This window comes from Vibrio sp. ArtGut-C1 (genome assembly GCF_002105475.1).
Taxonomy (GTDB): Bacteria; Pseudomonadota; Gammaproteobacteria; order Enterobacterales; family Vibrionaceae; genus Vibrio; species Vibrio diabolicus.
On record NZ_NCTH01000041.1, the window covers coordinates 1 to 18,335 of the forward strand.

Here is an 18,335-nt window from a genome sequence, read left to right on the forward strand (position 1 = left end):
ACGCTTAAAAGAAAAACGCTTTACTCGTCGTCTTGGTTCATCACCAACCCGTCGCAGTTGAGGATCTCGACTGGCTTGTTCGCCTGCCAAATGATGCGACTCATGATGAGGCAATAGTTTTGCAGCACCGTTTCGCCGTTGTCGTCTTGCTGCATCCACATGCTGTTGGGGCAAACCTGACACGCGGTCGGACTGGTTGGCAACATCTTGGGTTCCAGCTCGTGAAGCACCAAGCTCTCGATCACTCTTCCGTCTGCTCGATGAAAGATACTGGCTTCGTTTGAGGTGGTGGTTTCCCTCTCTTGAGGCTCGCTCAGAAAGTCGGGTTCCGGTGCTAAGGTCATATCGTCCATAATAGGCTCTTCGTTGTTCATCTAAAAACGCTCCTTTTTGTTCGTTAGGTAAGGATTGGTATTGCTGACGCAGCTTCGGGGAACCGGCATGAATGTATTTCACTTCATGAGCGCGCTCATTCACCCACTCGTCCACCAAACGATCCACTTGCTTTTGAGTGGGTTTCTCACGCTTCAATAATCGACGCTCAATAAAGTCGGGGTGAAAACACGCGTCCGTTAAACGCACATTACGTGTGCTGCCATGTGGTTTGATTTTTAAATATTCGTCCGGCTTACCAGCTTTGCCGACAGAAACGTCACCATAGTTTGCCAACTCTTTTTTAAACGCTGACATGCTGGAAATGTTTTTTTCCTGTATGACATCAAATAACTCGGATTTTAATTCACGGTTCGCGCCTTTAAAATTATCGCCTTTATAGCGAGCGATAAGTTTCGATTGATCAACTTTAAATAGTCTTTGATTATCAAAGGGAGAAATTAAATCATGCTTATTATTAATTTTTTCTTGTATTGCATCAAAGTACTCCAAATTCGTCTTGTAAAAACCTCTAGGATTTAAATTCTTACCATCGAGCAGGTTCTTTTTTGGAATAACCACATGCACATGAGGAAAACGTTCAACCGTTTCCCCTGTGCTTTTGTCTTGATATGATTTTATTTTAGGAAGGTGTATTTCAGCATAGACATTATATTCCTCCGGCAAATACGCCGCCATAAAGTTATGCTTATATTCGTCATACACTTCACGGATTTTATCTTCACTTATATCTCGCTCGGCAAAGCTGAGCGTTATATGAAGATAATTTTCTGGTTTGTCCGTTTTCGCCATCTCTTTAATAATGGCATCCGTTAATGACAAATCACCATCAATACAAATTCGCTTATCCAATTGGTCGCGGTGCATGTCTCTGTCGGATTTCATCCCATCCCGTAAATATTCTGCGATGCCATCTTTTCCACCACGAACGCGAACTAACATTGGTCAATTCCTTTTTCAAAAGCAGACCGTAACCCAATCAATTCATTCATTATTCTGGTATAATGCTGTTCACGAATCACCTCACCTCGATACGCTTGGTTTAACCGTTTAGCTATCTGGTTGAGGTTATTTGATGCTTTATTCGCGATAAAGACCATTCGTTTTTTGGCTTCCTCTTCCTCTGAGGACTGCCCCAAATGAACGACATTATTTTTATTCGACAATATAACATGACGAAATAACGTAGCCTTTTTAGCACCCGTTATTTCGATTAATTTTTTAAATGGCGCATACTCGCTTGGCGTTAATCTTGCCTGAACATGAATAGAAGCAGATTCTTTTTCCATATATAAACTCGTAGAGTTTCTGGGGTATTAGGGGATTTTATCCCCTAAGCACTCGAATGTATACATTCGGCCGCGTGCCTATGGAAAATAAAAATGTCGAAATGACATTTTTATTTTCATACATTCACTAGTCTTTTTTCACATGTTAAGTTATAACAATCACAAGACGAGCATTTAATCATCATAGTCTAATCATACTTATATCACTGTTTTATCACAGAGAGGACTTATGTACTCAGAAGAAACGCTTAATAAGCTTATACAGGATATTAAAAATGACTTGGATAGCAAGCTAATGACTACGCAAGGTGTATTCTGCAAGTACATTTCCAAATTAATTGCGTTTAAACGAAACGGGTTTAGTTATTCAAAAATGCATGAACATGGTCAGTTCAGCATTGGTAAATCACATTTCTACAACTTAATTCATAAAGCAAAGACAAAACGTGCAGACACACAAGCCAATGCTGCAAAAGAAAATAGGACAATATCGGCGCTTGATGCATCTCATGACGAAAAAACAAAACAGAAGCAGACTCAACATGAAGTTAACCCAAAAATAATAAGTCACTTTTCTGAGGCTGACTGGAAAGCCATTGGCATTAACAACGATTACTTGATCAGTGTATTACTCGAAACTGACCTCTCTCCCGACGAAGTCAAAAGCTGGAATTGTCCCAACCAAATTCAACTGAGCACCCGGATCTCTGAATATCGACACCGAAAAATGAAAAGGAAATAATCATGTATCTTAATATTGCTGTCGTTAACAACTCAGGAAATGTGGGTAAATCCACTATCTGTGACATCCTATTAAAACCAAGACTAGAAGGTGCGCAAGTCGTCAAAGTCGAAACCATTAATTCCGATGGAACAAATGATGAAAAACTCTCCGCTGAACAATTCGAGGACATCCTTAATAAAATGGATGAGCATGACTGCTCCATCATTGATGTCGGCTCTTCCAATATCGAAAACTTCCTCTTAAAAATGCAAGAGTTTAAAAGCAGCCATGAAGATATTGACTACTTCTTAGTTCCGGTTACCCCATCCAATAAACAACAAGTCGATTCCGTCAGTACAATTGAAAATTTAATGACGCTCGGCATCGAACCAGAGCGTATTAAGGTCGTATTTAATATGGCAAACAAGAAAATGCCCGTCGAGAAAGAGTACGCGGAATTCTTACGTGGCTTACCTTCCAGTATTTCACTCGATAAACACGCTATTATTTATGAGTCAACCGTATTTGACTTACTCGCAAAAATTGACCGCCCTTTCCTTGAGGTATTAAATGACAACAGAGACTTTCGAACGCTGATCCGACAAAGTGAATCAAAAGAAGAACGTAATATCCTCTCTTTTGAACGCTCCGCCTTTCGATTAGTCAATGGATTTAATGATGAACTGGATACCGCATTTACCGCCCTTGACTTGGCGTAAGCGCGAGAAAAAACATGAGTAGTTTAGCCCAAATAACAAAAGAGCTGACGCTTGAAGAGCTTCATGAACTGCGAGAAGAAATTCTTTCACTATCTGAGGCACTCAAAACCGTTCCCAGTGAATATGATGCGTCATTTCAACAAAAGATGAATCGTGTCCTCGATATCACCAGTGAAGTGGAACACCATACCCGACAACTGCGCAATAGCATCGAGCAAGCGCAAAAAGCCTCCCATGAGTCGTTAAGTCATGAAATACGAGACATCATTCAGCAACATCATATCGACAACCAACAAATGATTGCGCGCACAATAAGTGGCTATATCCCCGTTAATAAAGGCCTCTTCTTTGCCTCCATTATCGCCGCCACTCTGATTGGCGGCGGCATAATGGGCACGGTCTTTTATTGGCTTGCATTGAGATAATGAACGCGCAACACGGCTTTTACCTACCCACAATCGGCGGGAGATTTTCCCTAGCGGTCTCCCGTTCCCTCATGTGGATAGGTAAAAGCCTCATTCATCCCTGTTGTTTAATTAAAAAATAATTACAATGAAGCCACAACCACAAAGCCCCTTCCTCCTGCTAGACCAATAACTACCTTAATGAACAGTGTACAATAATGGTTATAGTCGAATGACAAAGAAAGAATCCGCACATGCCCTCGCACTTATCCATCATGAGCATCGATTAGCAGGATAAATAATTCAATCCTTATTCGTATACGTACGTTTAAGGAAGAATATTTAAAATGGGTTTGAGAAACAAAAGGATAGAGAGAGAAGCAGAAAAGCTTTAGAATGTCGCTGGGTGCTCTTGGTTTTCTACCATGAGCAAAACCTGTTTTGTAAGTGGTAGAAAATACAAAGCCCCGAATGAACTATAAATTCAAACGAGGCAACGTATATGTATCTAGCAATACAAATATTAGCCTCTTTACCATTAGGAGGCAATGAAAAATGCCAAAAAGTAAAACCGCCTTAGCGGGATTAGTAGTGATTTGTATCACTGTGTTGGTGGGGCTATGGCTTGTCCGCGACTCACTTTGTGAGGTGCGTTACAAGGATGCACACACCGACTTTCTGGCACGCTTCGTTGTCTACGAAACAATGGTGAAGTAAGCTGGACAGAAAGAAGGGGGGACCCTTCTTTCTGATTCAGTATTGTGATGGTACTGACCACTGAGCACCCATATTCTCGATTGACTCGAAAACCGTTTAACAAGGAATAGACACAATGAATAAATCACAATTGGTTAGCCATATTGCCCGCACGGCAGACATCTCGAAAGCAAAAGCGGATGCCGCATTAAGCACTATCTTAGAAGGGATATCAGATACGCTATCAAACGGCGATGAGGTGGCATTGGTTGGTTTTGGTACATTCAAAGTCAATGAGCGCACGGCGCGTACTGGTCGTAATCCTCGTACAGGTGAAGAAATCCACATTGCCGCCGCAAAAGTACCCGCGTTCAAAGCAAGCAAAACGCTGAAAGAGGTAGTGAACTCGTAAGAAGGAGCAATGCCATGACCAAAGCATCGAGCACAAAAAAACAGAACGCAGAAAAAGCAAAGGTGGGGTGTGACGCCCAATGGAACGAAAACGTACGCTAACAAAAAACAAGCATGTCATTTAAGTCATGACACAGCCAGTGGTGACACATAGGTTATGTCATATCCTGATTTTGGGGTGGTTTTTACCAGTGATCGTAGGGTCTACCTAAAAGACATGGGTTAAATTTGACATCAAATCCTGCTATGTCATAACCTAAATGACATGATGATTAAGATCATCATGTAAATGTCATATCGAGTGAATTATGTACATATTTGGCTACCTAAGAGCATCAACATCTGATCAAAATGCAAAACGTGCTCAGAACACCTTACAAAGCTTTGTTCAGGATAAAGGCTACCGTGTGGCGGGTTGGTATATTGAGAATGAATCAGGCGCATCTTTGCAAAGGCCTGAACTTCTACGATTACTTGATGATGCAGCTGTTGGTGATGCGATCCTCATTGAGCAGATTGACCGCCTTTCACGTCTTGATGAAAAAAGTTGGTTCACATTGAAAGAAATGCTGAGCAAGAAAGCATTAAAAGTGATCAGCCTAGATTTACCGACCAGTCATATCGCTCTATCTCCTCAAGTCACCGATGAATTTACCAGCTCTATGATCAAAGCGATAAACAGCATGATGATGGACATGTTGGCAGCCATCGCTCGCAAAGATTACCAAGATCGGCGTCGCCGTCAGGCTGAGGGGATAAAAAAGGCCAAAGAGGAAGGGAAATATCGTGGCAGACAACCAAACCTCGAGCTCCACGAAAAAATCTATCAGTTGCGAGTCATCAATAAATTGAGTATTCGCGATACTGCAAAGCTAACCAATGTCTCAGACAGAACGGTCATTCGAGTGGCAAAGAGGTTAGAGCATGAACGTTTAATTGATGATAAGACATATTGATTTTTGTCACTGCCAAAATGAGCGTTTTGATAGTGAAGTTGCCTATTCAATATATGACCAATATGACGCACCAAGAAAAATCGCTATGATTTCATACTCTTTATTCGACAATGTGAGCAAATCATGAGCAGAAATCCTCCACCGAGAGGTCGAAACTATCCATTCGCACAGCGCGGTAGTGCTTTTTGGGAAAAGTGTCACGTCACATTCGATCAAGCCGTTGATATGTTTTATGACCAAACCGCTATGCAGCAACATTTAGGGCATGATCCTATTGTGAATTCATTGGTGTACAAAAGAGTTACATATCCCACTATTTTTGATGCTCAAAGAGCATACACACAGGATCAAAATGCCTTTTATCAAAAGAAAGAGCAGGAACAGCTCGCGCTTGAAGCAAGAGGCATCAAGGCATTTAAGAACATGAATGATGCGATCCGTAGTCGTTTAAATCCTACGGAGGATGGGTTAGCTAATCCACTTGAGCGTCCGTTAAAACCGATGGGTGAAGTATCAAAGGGGATATTTGAACAGTTTACTAGCGAACTCGCTCATGCGCCGTCTGGTCGAAGTGCAGAGATAGCCTCCGTTCAACCCTATTCTCCAGTTAACGACCCTTATAGCTCAGAGCCTTTGTTATATAGCCAAACTCAAACGGTTGAAAAAGTATTAAGTGATTCTCTTGCTTTAGAGTGTTCTCTGGAAGACGAAATGGCTAAGAACATGCAGCATGTGCTTATCACGGATTTAGAAGATGCGCACAAGATATTGCATAACGTTTGGATCGATTCTGGTAAAGACGTTGCAGCTCTTGCTGCGAGTATTAATACAGCAAAATCATGGTTCAACCACACAGAGCCGATGTTTGACGCTGCGTCTATTGCTAAGCAATTCGGGGATATGAACATTAAGGCGGATCTTGTTGAGAGCAGAGGAAAAATCTTTGTCGCATTCAATGGGACAGATCTGAACGGGAAAGCACTCAAACATGCGCTTGTAAATGGCACTCGTGTCAACATGAATGGAAAAAAATACCCGCTGAACTCATTTAAAGCAATGCAAACTGGTTTTAGCCCGAAATCTAGGGCTGCAAACTTTAAAGGTGCAGGAGTTTTAACGTTTGTAGTATCGGCAAGTATTGCTACCAGTGACCTAGTATTCAAAGATGATTACCACCTAGTGGATTGGTTTGGGAATGTTGGCTCTGACATGTTTAAAGCGCTAGTTCAATTTGGGGCAGGTGAAGCTATTTTGTGGGGAGTTGTTGCTGCTTCCGGTTATGTACTTGTTGGTGCTATTGCCGTGGCTGTTACTTATGGAATTATTGAATGGGCTTGGGGTGAATATAATATCGCTAACTCAATAGTTGAGGTGTTAGAAGATGCTGTCGAAAACTAAAGTTAGATGTGCGGCAGTTCTTAGCTTTCTGCTTGTTCCATTGTGGTTTTGGGTTAGTGTTGGAGTCTTTCAAGATTATATTGATCTATTGAATCGAGAAGAAATGGTACAACTTTCAGTTATTACGTTATGGGTTCCTGTTGGAGGCTTTGGTGCTATTTTGTTCATTGCGATTTTTTCTGGAGTTGCTTTAGTTACGGGAAAGACTGCAAGATTAGTTATCGGTGAACGATGGACTCCAGTGGTCAACAAAACAACTCTTTATTTTGCATTGGCAGGCGTAGCATTTGCTGCTGGATGGACATATCACTCTATCGATTTGTTAGAAAAATATGGGTATGTGTACAGCCGAGATTTAACAAGAATCACTCCAACAGGAATACATCTTATGTACGTGAAAGGTCGATGATTTAGTCACAATGTTTGAATTTTAAAAGGCTCCTTCGGGAGTCTTTTTATTCGCTACTACTCTTCGTAATCCCTTGTAACTAAAGGCCTGAGAGCCAACTTTGGACTTTTCGCTGAAATGGGCACAAACCCCCAAAATGGATACCTCACTCCCCATCATTACAATAAAGGGGAATAACCAAGATTTCGAACGATGGGAACACCCATGTTTGGTCGTTGCTTGAATTACGGACAAACACTGAGAGGTTATCTATTTTGAATATCTCTTTCTTCTTTACCAATAGTGTGAGCGTTGAGATAGTTCTCAATAGATTTTCGGCTCACGAATGATTCAATAACCGTTCGTTGAGCTGGTTGAAAAAAGTCACGCTCAATGAGACTCGATAATAGTCTGAGTTCGTCATCCGTAGCAGTTTGGTTCAGAGCATGGTTAATGCTACAATTCACTTGCATCTTAATTTTCTCCAATGGATTGGATGCTCCCTCTCAACAAGTAGTTTGACGGCTTTTGTTGAGAGGGCACTTTATCATTCTTTCATTCTTTCATTCTTTCATTCTTTCATTCTTTCATTCTCGTAGAGTTTTAAGAAAAACTCTTTTAAAGACAAGCCTCTTTCCGCAGCAAAAGACTTAATTTCAATATGCTTATCTGGTGTAACTTTAAACTGAATGTTTTTCGTTTCTTCTGAACTAGAAGCTCTGCTGCTTGCTGGAGTCTCTGTAACACTTTGCGTAAGTGCTTGTGGTGGTGCAATTTTGACTTTTGTTTTATTCATATACAACCCTCATTAAATCATTAAATCATTAAATCAACAATTTCTTGAACAACGCTACTTGTCAAAGAGTTCAAAGATGGATAACGAGTTTCAGTAACAGATAAGCCTTGGTCTTGTGCTGCTGAATATCCAGCCTTGAATGGAATAACGTTATCGCACACTGAAAAACCCCAGGCTTTAATAGTTTCAAGAGCATTAGTAGCTTCGGCGCTTGTCGTCGCTTTATTGACAACAAATAGAATTTTATCGTTACTTACTCCGTTCATTTTTAAGTCATTTGCAAGATTCAACTGGGGCTCCAGATCATCTAATGAAGTGCCAGTAGGGAGAACGACTAAAGATGATGATTTAGCGATCAAGATGGAATCTTGATCGGCTGCCGGACGACCATCAATAATTAAAATATTATAAAGACTTTCATTTTTTAATGCGGTGTCCACTCGTCGATGAGAAGAGGATGATATTGCAGGTTCAATATTCTTTACATCACGCCTAGCAGTCCATTTGCCACATGTTTGTTGTTGCCAATCCATATCAGCTAAATGAACCGACCAATCATTTTCAGCAAAAGCAACTGCAACTGCGCGAGCTAACGTACTTTTTGTAACGCCACCTTTCTGACTGATAAAGCTAATAATCATAATCACACCCACTCAAGTTTCATTCTTTCATGCTTTAATGTTTTCAATAAAATTAAGATCATCTTCGATGGAACAAATGTCTGCGCAATAAAGCATCATACGCCACACTCCTAAATCAATTCCTCGATGCTCAGATTTACTTTCGTCAGTTTCCCACTTACGAACGTGACTACACCCTTTAGAGGTAACACGCTTTCCTGCTAAGCGACCTAAATCAGCCTGAGAAAAGCCAAGGATTTTCCTCAACTCCTTAACCTCAGAAGCCAATGGACGCTTAAAATTGGGATGAGATAAAGGAAGAGAACAAGCTTTATTCTTAAAAGCGTCCTTTGTAGTTGGAGTTACTGTAGAAAAATAATTCGGATATCTTTCGCTCATATCAATACCTTATAATTAAAGGTGAGTGATAAACACTCACCTTGAGTTAAATCTCTATAACCAACCACGCTCCACAAAAGAAACTTGCTCCCCCATACCCACAACAATGTGATCGAGAACAGGAACATCAATTAAAGCCAAAGCATCACACAAACGCCTTGTTATTCTTCTATCTGAATTCGATGGTTCAGCAACACCTGATGGGTGGTTATGTACTAACAACACTGAAGCGGCACCTTTCAACACGCACTCTTTTACAACTTCACGAGGATAAACTGAAGCTTGGTCAAGCGTACCAACAAAAAGAGTTGTGCATTCAATCAATCGGTTTTGTTTATCCAAAAGAAGTAAAGAGAAATGTTCGCGTTGTAAATGTGAAAATTGGACGCTGCAATACTCCTTGACCATCGCTGGGGAGGTGAATGCATCAACAGTTTTAATTTTTGACTCAATAATGCTTTTAGCGTGAGCTAAGATTTCTTTTTCTTCCAAAGTAAACATGAAAATCTATTCCGTTTTAATGGTCATGGAGGATTCCCGACCTTCAAAAAGATTATACCGCCACACAGTGGTGGGGTCAACAGATTAATGAAAGAATGAATTTATTAATTCATTCTTTCATAAAACCTTTAGATACAATAACTTAACTCTCTAAACGTACACTTTCGTTCCGTTGGACCTCAAACCCCTACGCTTACAGAAATCTTAAACATCCCGAATAGGTTCAACCATAGAACCAATAATCGCACCAGACTTTTCTTGTTGGCCTTTGATTTGGTTAATCGCATAAACTCGACACTGAAATCGGCGTAATTCTTTTGAGCTGGAGCTTGGACGTTGGATGAGTAGATACAAATTCACCAACTGATGAGGAGGGTAGGCCATAATACATACTCCCAAAAATGACGCTAGATAACTCCAACATACCACAAACATGGAAAATGTATTGGGGTAAGCACTTAAGTGTATTTTTCATGAGGAGCTTCGCGACGAATACCAGAACGCGCGAGCAAAGCGAGTAAGAAGCGACCTATCAACGCCTACTGAATTATTTTGTGTTCAACAGACTATCCGGCACAAAAGTTGCCCTCCACCCTGCTAGACCTTTATAGACACAGAGGTTCGAAGACTGTGATGACTTTACGGGGTCGTTCCACGAAATCATGCGTATAAGCTCGAAAGGTTCCTGTCGAATGACAAAAGAAAGGTTCAGCGCAGCCAGCGAGTGAACCTATTCTATTGTGTTGCTGTAATGTCAATGCTGGCTGTAGGTAACTTAGAGCGAAGCGATTGTCCTTTCTTAAATATTTATCTTTATATTTATCTATATACGAAGTCTAAATATGAAATCTTCATAAGCACGGCATGTTAATCAGGGGCATTCTTAGGGTAAATTCTTATCCTATTTTCTTGCACTACCTTTTGTGTGAATAAACCAATGAAATAGCAAAAACGATGAAAACCACGAGAAAACGTTAAAATGAAATGGTAACAATGGATGAAGAGGAAGGAGATTTATTGATTTATATCACATTTAATTTTCTATGGGTGTGCAGAGTCCTCCGCTTGCGCGGATGCACCTAACATCTAATGAGGAGTAAAGGCAGGAGTCAGGTTAAACGCCTGAAAAATGGAAGCAGTGGCCTCAGCATAGCCATCTAACTTCTTACCGTTGTAAATCTCTTGTACTTGCTTGGCGATATTTCGGAATGACAACCACTTGAAATGCAATCCTTTGCTCTCCTGACGCTTTCTGGTCGCAAGGATAAGCTCTACAATGTTGGGATAGCGAACGACTTTTAGGTCGGCAAAGAAACGCTCGGTAAGCTGTTTGTAAGCAGGCGCACTGCGAACCGTCCCCTCTTCTTCGTTGACATTCACGTTGATGCGCTCGCAATGAAGATAGCCAGCTCGACGTAAATATTTTAATGCTTTCGCAAACGACTTTGGCGAAATGAATTCACCAAACCGCAAAGCGTAATCTTCTTGAACTTGATCCCAACTAATTGTTTGAATACCCGCTTCGGTCGGCTCACCGATACGACCACCAATCAAATCCGTATTCACTAAGATACACGCCAGAACACGCGCGATGTTTATCCGACATTGAATATTGTTCACGCCGTCACCTCCCCAAGCATATAAGGCAGGAAAACGCTTTTTATTCGTGATCAATTCTTCACACGCTTTCAAGATGCGCGCAAATTCTTGAGGTAGAGTTTCTATCACTCCATCACGGCGCAAACGACGAGATCGAAATGCAATCACAAAGGGAGTTTTTGGCTTTTTGGCATTTTCAGCCGCGACCGCCGCTTTGTGTAACGCGACCAATTCAAACTTACGCGCTTTACGGCGAGCACGATACGCGGCTTCCGTAGCGGCTTTCTGTTGCGCAGGTGTGTGTGTGTTTTGCTCAGCAATTTGCATCAGACACACCCTCCAAGTCATAACCAAAACGGACATCATGAAGATCGCCATTTGTAATAGTGGTCATTACTTGAGTTCTGAGTCTGATTGGGTTGTGCGCTTTTGGCGCGGATTGATGAGTGTTCATTTTTATGATTCCGCTAGATTTTTAGGGTTGTTTGGGTTGAGAGTCCAAACAATGAGCCCTTAAAATATCGAAGAACTCTTTAAAGATCAATCATTAAATTTCAGATACAAAAAAGCCGCTCACTAGCGGGCGAACGGCTCTTTGCGAATGCTATGTAGTCAGGATCTCACCCCCAACACATTCTAATCTGTAAAATACACTACATAGAAAACTATGTAGTAGTGCGCTATGTGGTGCACTTTAGATAACAGATTTAGTATAACTATACTACAGCTCACGCTTAACATGGAAGTAAAATCTAGTTTAATTTAGTAGAAAAATAAACCACTTGTCCAATTATTTTTAACTTACTCATTTCATCAAAGCGATATAGTTCATCAGCATAATTATTATTATAACTTTTAACTCTAATTAATTGTTTTTCATAAGAAAAAATCTTTATCCGTAATGTGTCGTCTTGACAAAAAACATACATTTTTCCATCTATAATATCAGTCTTACTAGTATCAACTACGATTAATGATCCATGCTTTAAAACAGGTTCCATTGAGTCACCAGTAGCTAATATACAAAACAAACACTTAAAGTTGCTATTAGGCGGTAGATCTTCAATATGCACATACTTAAAAGTCTCATCATTATTAATGAATCCATGCCCTGCAGATGCCCTTACATTGGTATAAAAAGGAATCATTTTTAGTTCATTACATTTACTTATATAGCTCTTGTCAGCTTCTTCATTAATTGTTGAATTCTCAATATCATAAACAGAAACATTAAGCTCTTGAGATAACTTTAATAAATTACCTCTCTTAGGATAGGACTTCCCTATCTCCCAATTAGAAATTGTTGATTTGGTGACACCTATAGCATCACCTAGGGATTCTTGGCTTATTCCTAATGACTCTCTATACCTTTTTATATTAATACCAGTAATGCTCTTGCTCATAATGTTTTGGATTATCTTAAAGGTTTTTACTGGTAATGATTCTCGCCCAAACAAATGTAGAATTAAGTAAACAAAAACTAAACGAAACTTTACAAGCCGTTTTTGATGGTTTATTATCCAACCGTTTACTGATCATAAGATCAGTGTTTCAACACTGTGAATATGCATCTCGCTCTTTGTCAATTTGCGCCACTGGCTGAACGTTCGCCGCTATCGCGCTCGTCGTGAGACGACATGATACGGAACTCAGAGCGTTCAACGAGAGAAGCCCGCAATATTCTCTCAATCACACCCTATCGCAAAGCGGCGAGGCTGGGCGTTGTTCATAAGCCGGAACAACTTAACGTGTGTTGGCTTTCATCCTTTATTTTTAGTTTGTGAAGGGAAGCTCCTATGATTGGTAAAGTACGTTGCTTAAAAACAAAGCACAGAAACAAGAAGCTCTGCGCAAGAGCTCCAAGAGCAAAAACGGAGCGAGCATTAACTCGTGCTCCTCGACACAGTGACCCCCTCAAACATTTGGGCTTTTACGCCCCACCTGATACGACATTGAGGTAATGAAATGCCCCAAAAAACTGACAAAAAGACAAAGGGAATTTGGTTTGAGATTGATGAAGAAACCAACCGACTGCTCACGACTTCCGCAAAAGTCAACAAACGAAGCAAGAAGCAAGAAGCCAGTTTTCGTTTAAGCGATCACCTCAAAAAATTCGATAAACACTTCAATCCCTGCACGTAAGTGCCTTTTTTTAACTTCAAAAATCCTATTGCCCACAAAAAGGAGGATAAATGAGTCATGAATCTTTATCGTCCATCAACATATTGCTGGATGAGTTCAGCGCGCAAGCGTTAGAGAATGCTGCCGCATTATCTTTTCGAACACTCAGAAAAGAAGCCTCGTTACGGGTGATTGACCATATCAACCGTTTTGAACAGCCGTGCTGCACGACCGTAGGCCGTATGTGTCGAGAGGTAAAAATCTATGTACCTTTTGCTCTGAAAACAAAAATCTCTCCATTCTTGTATCGAGAACAGTATCGGATCAAAACATACAGTGACGAATGCTCAAGGCGCTTAAAAGACCACCTGCTTCGTTATCCGACCATCTCGGCCGTCGGCGTCGTTCAGGAGCGAAAACATGCTTCTTGAGCTGAGTGCGCTTATCCCTCTGCTTAACACCTGCCAGTCTCAAGTCGATGCCAGTATCTTAAAACGTCTTATCGACAATGAAAGTTCTCGCAACCCCTACGCTATCGCCGTCGTCGGGGCAAACGCTATTAATCAACCCAATACCCTTGAAGACGCTATCCAAATTGCCACGGATTTGGACAAAGACGGCTTTAATTACAGCTTGGGCTTAATGCAAATCAACAAGAAGAACTTTCCAGCCTATGGGCTGACCATCGAACGAGCGTTTGATGCTTGCACCAATATTGAGGTCGGCGCAGACATTTACGCCAAGTGTTACCAGCGCGCAAAACAACAATCACCCAACAAGCCTCATCCCCAACTTCTGGATGATGCGGCGTCTTGTTATTACTCCGGTAACTTTTCAAGGGGGTACAAAGAAGAAGGCAAGCAAGGCATGAGCTACGTCGAAAAATTCAACCGCGCCGATAAGCTGCCAACCCAAATCATCTCTGAATCTTACGACTCACACCCTGAGTCCTCAATACCCAACCCACCCAAGCAAGCCCACTCATGGGACGTGTTTGGGGACTTTTCATATTAATCAAAGCACAAGGAAAATTTTTATGTCCATTTTTCAATCTACAAAGCCAGCCCTACGCCGTGTTCACGCCTCTTTTTGGGCACTGCTCGCCTTCACGTTAAGTCGTCCAGCGCTGGCAGCTGGCGGTTTACAAGAGGCCAACAACTGGGTCGATGAAATCACGACCTGGGCGTACACCTTTTTAGGCTCGGCCGTTCTGCTTTACTGCGTTTACTTGGTCATCATGGCGCTGCTTGAGAAAAAACAGTGGGGCGACGTCTTTGTCGGCATGGGTAAAACTGCGGCCGCCGGCGGCATCATTGTGGCGGCGACTTACGCTTGGTCAATTTGGGGCAGTTAATCATGACGACTGAAACGCGAGACCAATACGCCAGTTATCAATCATTGGCAAGAAAACCGCTCGTCGCTGGCATTCCTGTGATTGCGTTGGTTATCGGCTGCGGATTGATGCTCTTAACGGGCTTTCTCGGACTCGCTTTCTTCGGGGCAAAAGGGCTGGTTTTACCAGCCCTGATTGCATTAGTGCTGCTTTATATCCGCATTCGCAGCATGGAAGACAGCCGAGCTATTGAAGAAATGAAGTGGGAGGCGAAAGGCTTCCTCACTCGATTGCGCTGCCAATCGAGCATGATTTCTTTTACGTCCATTGATGACCACCCCATTCGGAGAAAACAGCATGTCAGTGAATGGCTTAAAAACAATACCCCTGACTAATCAGCTTCCGGCTTATGGGTATCCGATTAACCGCACCATGATTGCCCTTGATGATTCAAAACTCATGGCAACTTTGGTGCTGAGTGGTATCCCGTTTGAGTCTGAATCAAGCGCTACGCTCAAGCAAGCGTTTGAGCTGGTTAAAAACATTCTCAATACCTTGGCGCGCAAACACGGCAGTAAACTGGCGGTTTGGACACACATCGTCAAACGCAAAGAGCAATTTCAGGCGCACTACCGCTTTGAGAGTGACTTCATGCAGCGCTTTGCTGACCGCTATCTGCAAGATTTTTCCGGTGAAGATTTTTACAGCGTGCGCTATTACCTCACTTTCGTGTTGGATTACAAAGGCACCCTGTCCGACGGTGAGGACGCCTTACGTGATATTCTCAACACCGCGATTGCCGCACTCAAACGTTTTGATTGTCACGCCTTAACGGTCAACGAACACCAACGCTGCGAGAATATCGAGTTCCTTTCCTACTTACTGAACTACAACGACCAACCCAAGCCATTAGTGGCACAAAAGGTGCGTGATTATATCGGCCACAGTGACTGGCACTTTGGACACGATATGGTAGAAGTGCGCAACGCCAATAACGAAAGCCAAAAGTTCGCCACCTTCTTTGAGTTGGATGCGTTCCCTATCGCAACAGAGCTAGGAATGTGGGATTTCATCTTAAATCAGCCATGCGAGTTCATTCTCACGCAGTCGATGATTTTGATGCAAGGTCTCCAAGCGCAAAAGCTGATAGACAAGCAAATCAACCAAATCGCTTCCAGTGATAATGCCGAGCACGAACTAGACGAATTGCAACAAGCGCGTGATTACGTGGCCTCTGAGGTCATTACGTTTGGTGACTATCACGCATCCTTGGTGGTGTTGGGTGATTCCCCTGATAGAGTCATGAGTGACAGCGCCGATTTAAACGGCCAGTTCTTGGCAAAAGGCACGGTATTAAAACGCGCCAACCTCAAGTCGCCCTTTACTTTCTTGAGTACCTTGCCCGCGTCCAAAACGCGCATCAAGCCAGCGCCCAAAACCGTGACCAATCTGGCCTGTACGTGGTCATTGCACAACTACTCAACAGGGAAAGCCAGCGGTAATCCAGTCGGCGACGGAAGCGCGATTATTCCCCTGAAAACGCTCTCGAACTCTTTGTTCTACTTTAACTGCCACGCCTCTGAAATCGGCAAGGACGTCACGGGCGAAAAATACGCTGGTCATACGATGATACTCGGAGCATCCGGCTCGGGTAAGACCACCTTTGAGGCCACCTTAACCGGATTTTTCACTCGATTTAATCAGCACATTTTTTGTATTGATTATAAGCGCTCGACCGAGCTGTTCATTCGGGCATTTAACGGGGAGTATTTCTCCATCAAAGAGGGGGAAGATACCGGCATTAACCCGTTCCAACTGGAAAACACCCCAAAATTGGTGAGCTTTTTAAACCGCTTGGTCTGCCGATTGGCACAAGACCAACAAGGCAGTATCAGCGCCCAAGATGAAAAAGAAATCAAAGATGCGATAGACAGTGTGATGCACTTTGATGCGCCCATGCGCAGCCTCAGTATGATGCTGCAATCTATCCAAAGCCCTGACTTACGCATGAGGCTCAGCAAGTGGTGTCGCAGTGAAAACGGCAAGCTGGCGTGGTGTTTGGACTCGCCTCACAACCAGTTCAACCCAAGTCACATGCATCGAGTGGGGTTTGACTCTACGTTATTGCTTGAGAAGGACTCGGGCGGTGAGGTTCACCCTGCCAGTGAGCCTGTCTTAGCGTGCTTATTCTTTTTAAAAGAACTAATGCAAGAATCTGGGCACTTACTGCAAACCATTGTGGAAGAGTTCTGGATGCCAGCCAACTTCCCACTGACGCAAGCGGTCATGAAGCGCGCCTTAAAAACCGGACGCTTAATGAACGAGTTCATGGTGCTGTCCTCACAATCGCCCGAAGACGCGATTTTGTGTGACATTTTTCCGGCGATAGTGCAACAAACCGCCACCAAAGTGTACTTGCCCAACCCTGATGCGGAATACGACGCTTACCAAAAGTGTAACCTGACCCAAGGCGAGTTTAACAAGCTCAAAGCCTTGGATAAGCAAAGCCGTACCATGCTGGTCAAGCAATCCAACACCAGTTGTTTTGCCAAGCTGGACTTGGGCGGATTTGATGAGTTTCTACCCATTATTTCGGGCACCACCGATGACATTACGCTGTGTGAAGCCATTCGCGCTGAGGTGGGTAACCACCCTGACCACTGGATACCCGAACTACTCAAAAGGAGATAACGCATGTTTCGACGCACTACGCTCGCGCTGAGCCTTGCCCTGACGTTGAGCGCCCCGACTTATGCCTCTGGTATTCCAGTGGTGGATGTCGCTGGCATTGCACAAATGATCACCGACAGCGCCACACGCGCCCAAGAGTTTTCACAGTCAATATCGGAAGCGAGAAATCGCCTGAATCAACTCAAAAGCCAAGCTCAACATTATAAGTCGATGGTCGAAGGGCATTACGGGTTTGAGGAAATTCTGAGTGACCCCAACCTCAATGATGCGATTGATTTAAGTGCTTATAGTGATCTATACGACGCTATTGATGATGTGTCGGATTTACGAGAAGAGTTTGGGTTGTATTCTGACAATCCGGTCACTCAGCGACGCTATGATATGCAACTGAAACAACTCAAGTTTCAGGAAACGCTCTACGAGCGAAGTGCAAAGCGTCAAGAACGCATGAGTCGTTTACTCAGTCAATTTGGCACTGCCACCACACCGGCAGCGAAAGAGGATTTGGGTAACGCCATTAACTTTGAGAAAACGTTGATGGAGAACGAGCAAGACATGATGACGGCGATGTCAGAGATGCTTGAGCGTCAAAAGCAACTTGAGATAAGTCAAAGAGCAAGAGCAAGTATTAAGCATTTACTGAGAAAACCTGACCAATAAACGAGGAAATCACGATGAAAAAATTATCAACTCTCTGTTTTTTTTCTTTAATACTTTTAGGTTGTAGTCAAGAGAAAACCAAAACGGTTGAATACTATCAAAAACATGAGCAAGAACGCATAGAAAAAGTCGAAGAATGTAAAAATGATGCGGCAAAAGCTAAGGAGAGCAATTGTCAAAATGCTATTAGCGCCGATGCGAAAGAAGACCTTAAAAACCTACTAAGAAGGTAGCGTC

24 protein-coding genes and 1 pseudogene are annotated in these 18,335 nt (G+C 42.6%); 16 read left to right on the forward strand and 9 right to left on the reverse strand.

The window, feature by feature from the left end; translation table 11 throughout:
• Nucleotides 1-1,335, reverse strand: a pseudogene (locus B7360_RS22215) (relaxase); the annotation flags it as partial.
• Complete coding sequence (locus B7360_RS22220; RefSeq protein WP_085344637.1) at nucleotides 1,329-1,682, reverse strand: plasmid mobilization relaxosome protein MobC; 354 nt, start codon at nucleotides 1,680-1,682, stop codon at nucleotides 1,329-1,331. The pseudogene B7360_RS22215 and the gene B7360_RS22220, both read right to left, overlap by 7 nt.
• 229 nt (nucleotides 1,683-1,911) lie before the next feature.
• On the opposite strand from B7360_RS22220, the gene B7360_RS22225 reads away from it, so the two are divergent.
• The 8 genes from B7360_RS22225 to B7360_RS22260 all read left to right on the forward strand — a co-directional run bounded on the left by B7360_RS22225 (nucleotide 1,912) and on the right by B7360_RS22260 (nucleotide 7,399).
• Complete coding sequence (locus B7360_RS22225; protein WP_085344638.1) at nucleotides 1,912-2,424, forward strand: hypothetical protein; 513 nt, start codon at nucleotides 1,912-1,914, stop codon at nucleotides 2,422-2,424.
• A 2-nt stretch (nucleotides 2,425-2,426) separates the two neighbouring features.
• A complete protein-coding gene (gene stbB / locus B7360_RS22230) occupies nucleotides 2,427-3,125 on the forward strand; it encodes a StbB family protein (RefSeq protein WP_085344639.1) in 699 nt (232 codons plus the stop codon).
• A gap of 14 nt (nucleotides 3,126-3,139) precedes the next feature.
• Nucleotides 3,140-3,550, forward strand: coding sequence for a hypothetical protein (locus tag B7360_RS22235; protein WP_085344640.1), 411 nt, complete (start codon nucleotides 3,140-3,142; stop codon nucleotides 3,548-3,550).
• A 534-nt stretch (nucleotides 3,551-4,084) separates the two neighbouring features.
• Nucleotides 4,085-4,246, forward strand: a complete 162-nt coding sequence (locus B7360_RS22240; RefSeq protein ID WP_053312141.1) for a Hok/Gef family protein — start codon at nucleotides 4,085-4,087, stop codon at nucleotides 4,244-4,246.
• 115 nt (nucleotides 4,247-4,361) lie between these two features.
• A complete protein-coding gene (locus B7360_RS22245) occupies nucleotides 4,362-4,637 on the forward strand; it encodes an HU family DNA-binding protein (RefSeq protein ID WP_085344641.1) in 276 nt (91 codons plus the stop codon).
• Between the two features lie 307 nt (nucleotides 4,638-4,944).
• Nucleotides 4,945-5,592 (forward strand): recombinase family protein, encoded by a 648-nt coding sequence (locus B7360_RS22250; RefSeq protein ID WP_024700075.1) that lies wholly within the window; start codon nucleotides 4,945-4,947, stop codon nucleotides 5,590-5,592.
• A 225-nt stretch (nucleotides 5,593-5,817) separates the two neighbouring features.
• Entirely contained in the window at nucleotides 5,818-6,990 is a 1,173-nt protein-coding gene (locus B7360_RS25410) for a hypothetical protein (protein ID WP_371343736.1), read from the forward strand.
• Entirely contained in the window at nucleotides 6,974-7,399 is a 426-nt protein-coding gene (locus B7360_RS22260; protein ID WP_069218321.1) for a hypothetical protein, read from the forward strand. Before B7360_RS25410 ends, B7360_RS22260 begins: the two co-directional genes overlap by 17 nt.
• 550 nt (nucleotides 7,400-7,949) lie before the next feature.
• Here the strand turns inward: B7360_RS22260 and B7360_RS22270 are convergent.
• From B7360_RS22270 to B7360_RS22300, 7 genes are all read right to left on the reverse strand, one after another.
• Nucleotides 7,950-8,174: a hypothetical protein gene (locus tag B7360_RS22270; RefSeq protein ID WP_065645678.1), complete on the reverse strand. Its 225-nt coding sequence runs from the start codon at nucleotides 8,172-8,174 to the stop codon at nucleotides 7,950-7,952.
• 20 nt (nucleotides 8,175-8,194) lie between these two features.
• On the reverse strand, nucleotides 8,195-8,815 hold the full coding sequence (locus B7360_RS22275) for a ParA family protein (protein ID WP_065645685.1): 621 nt from the start codon (nucleotides 8,813-8,815) through the stop codon (nucleotides 8,195-8,197).
• Nucleotides 8,816-8,842: 27 nt separating this feature from the next.
• Complete coding sequence (locus B7360_RS22280; RefSeq protein ID WP_065645677.1) at nucleotides 8,843-9,193, reverse strand: DNA-binding transcriptional regulator; 351 nt, start codon at nucleotides 9,191-9,193, stop codon at nucleotides 8,843-8,845.
• 54 nt (nucleotides 9,194-9,247) lie between these two features.
• Nucleotides 9,248-9,694, reverse strand: a complete 447-nt coding sequence (gene radC, locus B7360_RS22285) for a DNA repair protein RadC (RefSeq protein WP_085344642.1) — start codon at nucleotides 9,692-9,694, stop codon at nucleotides 9,248-9,250.
• A 204-nt stretch (nucleotides 9,695-9,898) separates the two neighbouring features.
• Nucleotides 9,899-10,078 (reverse strand): hypothetical protein, encoded by a 180-nt coding sequence (locus tag B7360_RS22290; protein ID WP_085344643.1) that lies wholly within the window; start codon nucleotides 10,076-10,078, stop codon nucleotides 9,899-9,901.
• A 702-nt stretch (nucleotides 10,079-10,780) separates the two neighbouring features.
• Nucleotides 10,781-11,620: a hypothetical protein gene (locus tag B7360_RS22295; protein ID WP_085344644.1), complete on the reverse strand. Its 840-nt coding sequence runs from the start codon at nucleotides 11,618-11,620 to the stop codon at nucleotides 10,781-10,783.
• A gap of 425 nt (nucleotides 11,621-12,045) precedes the next feature.
• A complete protein-coding gene (locus B7360_RS22300) occupies nucleotides 12,046-12,696 on the reverse strand; it encodes an XRE family transcriptional regulator (RefSeq protein WP_085344645.1) in 651 nt (216 codons plus the stop codon).
• Nucleotides 12,697-13,258: 562 nt separating this feature from the next.
• On the opposite strand from B7360_RS22300, the gene B7360_RS22305 reads away from it, so the two are divergent.
• From B7360_RS22305 to B7360_RS22340, 8 genes are read left to right on the forward strand one after another with little or no spacing between them, the layout of a single operon-like run.
• On the forward strand, nucleotides 13,259-13,435 hold the full coding sequence (locus tag B7360_RS22305; protein WP_063518474.1) for a TraY domain-containing protein: 177 nt from the start codon (nucleotides 13,259-13,261) through the stop codon (nucleotides 13,433-13,435).
• Between the two features lie 50 nt (nucleotides 13,436-13,485).
• Nucleotides 13,486-13,845: a TraY domain-containing protein gene (locus tag B7360_RS22310; RefSeq protein ID WP_085344646.1), complete on the forward strand. Its 360-nt coding sequence runs from the start codon at nucleotides 13,486-13,488 to the stop codon at nucleotides 13,843-13,845.
• Nucleotides 13,835-14,428 carry a lytic transglycosylase domain-containing protein gene (locus B7360_RS22315; protein ID WP_085344647.1) on the forward strand — a complete coding sequence of 198 codons (594 nt, stop codon included), beginning with the start codon at nucleotides 13,835-13,837 and terminating at the stop codon, nucleotides 14,426-14,428. Before B7360_RS22310 ends, B7360_RS22315 begins: the two co-directional genes overlap by 11 nt.
• Nucleotides 14,429-14,450: 22 nt before the next feature.
• Nucleotides 14,451-14,768: a conjugal transfer protein gene (locus B7360_RS22320; RefSeq protein WP_065646655.1), complete on the forward strand. Its 318-nt coding sequence runs from the start codon at nucleotides 14,451-14,453 to the stop codon at nucleotides 14,766-14,768.
• Between the two features lie 2 nt (nucleotides 14,769-14,770).
• Complete coding sequence (locus B7360_RS22325) at nucleotides 14,771-15,142, forward strand: conjugal transfer protein TraD (protein WP_085344648.1); 372 nt, start codon at nucleotides 14,771-14,773, stop codon at nucleotides 15,140-15,142.
• On the forward strand, nucleotides 15,105-17,438 hold the full coding sequence (locus tag B7360_RS22330; protein ID WP_085344649.1) for a conjugal transfer protein TraE: 2,334 nt from the start codon (nucleotides 15,105-15,107) through the stop codon (nucleotides 17,436-17,438). Before B7360_RS22325 ends, B7360_RS22330 begins: the two co-directional genes overlap by 38 nt.
• A 3-nt stretch (nucleotides 17,439-17,441) precedes the next feature.
• Nucleotides 17,442-18,098 carry a type IV secretion system protein gene (locus B7360_RS22335; protein ID WP_085344650.1) on the forward strand — a complete coding sequence of 219 codons (657 nt, stop codon included), beginning with the start codon at nucleotides 17,442-17,444 and terminating at the stop codon, nucleotides 18,096-18,098.
• 14 nt (nucleotides 18,099-18,112) lie between these two features.
• The gene (locus B7360_RS22340; RefSeq protein WP_085344651.1) at nucleotides 18,113-18,331 is read left to right on the forward strand and encodes an EexN family lipoprotein; all 219 of its coding nucleotides are present in this window, start codon (nucleotides 18,113-18,115) and stop codon (nucleotides 18,329-18,331) included.
• The last annotated feature ends 4 nt before the right edge of the window (nucleotides 18,332-18,335 follow it).

Coding starts and splice junctions, on each gene's coding strand:
- B7360_RS22275 (WP_065645685.1), bottom strand. CDS start 8,815: ATGATTATTAGCTTTATCAGTCAGAAAGGTGGCGTTACAAAAAGTACG.
- B7360_RS22305 (WP_063518474.1), top strand. CDS start 13,259: ATGCCCCAAAAAACTGACAAAAAGACAAAGGGAATTTGGTTTGAGATT.
- radC (WP_085344642.1), bottom strand. CDS start 9,694: ATGTTTACTTTGGAAGAAAAAGAAATCTTAGCTCACGCTAAAAGCATT.
- B7360_RS22225 (WP_085344638.1), top strand. CDS start 1,912: ATGTACTCAGAAGAAACGCTTAATAAGCTTATACAGGATATTAAAAAT.
- B7360_RS22250 (WP_024700075.1), top strand. CDS start 4,945: ATGTACATATTTGGCTACCTAAGAGCATCAACATCTGATCAAAATGCA.
- B7360_RS22240 (WP_053312141.1), top strand. CDS start 4,085: ATGCCAAAAAGTAAAACCGCCTTAGCGGGATTAGTAGTGATTTGTATC.
- B7360_RS22300 (WP_085344645.1), bottom strand. CDS start 12,696: ATGAGCAAGAGCATTACTGGTATTAATATAAAAAGGTATAGAGAGTCA.
- B7360_RS22335 (WP_085344650.1), top strand. CDS start 17,442: ATGTTTCGACGCACTACGCTCGCGCTGAGCCTTGCCCTGACGTTGAGC.
- B7360_RS22260 (WP_069218321.1), top strand. CDS start 6,974: ATGCTGTCGAAAACTAAAGTTAGATGTGCGGCAGTTCTTAGCTTTCTG.
- B7360_RS22310 (WP_085344646.1), top strand. CDS start 13,486: ATGAGTCATGAATCTTTATCGTCCATCAACATATTGCTGGATGAGTTC.
- B7360_RS22220 (WP_085344637.1), bottom strand. CDS start 1,682: ATGGAAAAAGAATCTGCTTCTATTCATGTTCAGGCAAGATTAACGCCA.
- B7360_RS22315 (WP_085344647.1), top strand. CDS start 13,835: ATGCTTCTTGAGCTGAGTGCGCTTATCCCTCTGCTTAACACCTGCCAG.
- B7360_RS22320 (WP_065646655.1), top strand. CDS start 14,451: ATGTCCATTTTTCAATCTACAAAGCCAGCCCTACGCCGTGTTCACGCC.
- B7360_RS22245 (WP_085344641.1), top strand. CDS start 4,362: ATGAATAAATCACAATTGGTTAGCCATATTGCCCGCACGGCAGACATC.
- B7360_RS22340 (WP_085344651.1), top strand. CDS start 18,113: ATGAAAAAATTATCAACTCTCTGTTTTTTTTCTTTAATACTTTTAGGT.
- B7360_RS22295 (WP_085344644.1), bottom strand. CDS start 11,620: ATGCAAATTGCTGAGCAAAACACACACACACCTGCGCAACAGAAAGCC.
- B7360_RS22330 (WP_085344649.1), top strand. CDS start 15,105: ATGTCAGTGAATGGCTTAAAAACAATACCCCTGACTAATCAGCTTCCG.
- B7360_RS22325 (WP_085344648.1), top strand. CDS start 14,771: ATGACGACTGAAACGCGAGACCAATACGCCAGTTATCAATCATTGGCA.
- B7360_RS22235 (WP_085344640.1), top strand. CDS start 3,140: ATGAGTAGTTTAGCCCAAATAACAAAAGAGCTGACGCTTGAAGAGCTT.
- B7360_RS25410 (WP_371343736.1), top strand. CDS start 5,818: ATGTTTTATGACCAAACCGCTATGCAGCAACATTTAGGGCATGATCCT.
- B7360_RS22270 (WP_065645678.1), bottom strand. CDS start 8,174: ATGAATAAAACAAAAGTCAAAATTGCACCACCACAAGCACTTACGCAA.
- B7360_RS22280 (WP_065645677.1), bottom strand. CDS start 9,193: ATGAGCGAAAGATATCCGAATTATTTTTCTACAGTAACTCCAACTACA.
- stbB (WP_085344639.1), top strand. CDS start 2,427: ATGTATCTTAATATTGCTGTCGTTAACAACTCAGGAAATGTGGGTAAA.
- B7360_RS22290 (WP_085344643.1), bottom strand. CDS start 10,078: ATGGCCTACCCTCCTCATCAGTTGGTGAATTTGTATCTACTCATCCAA.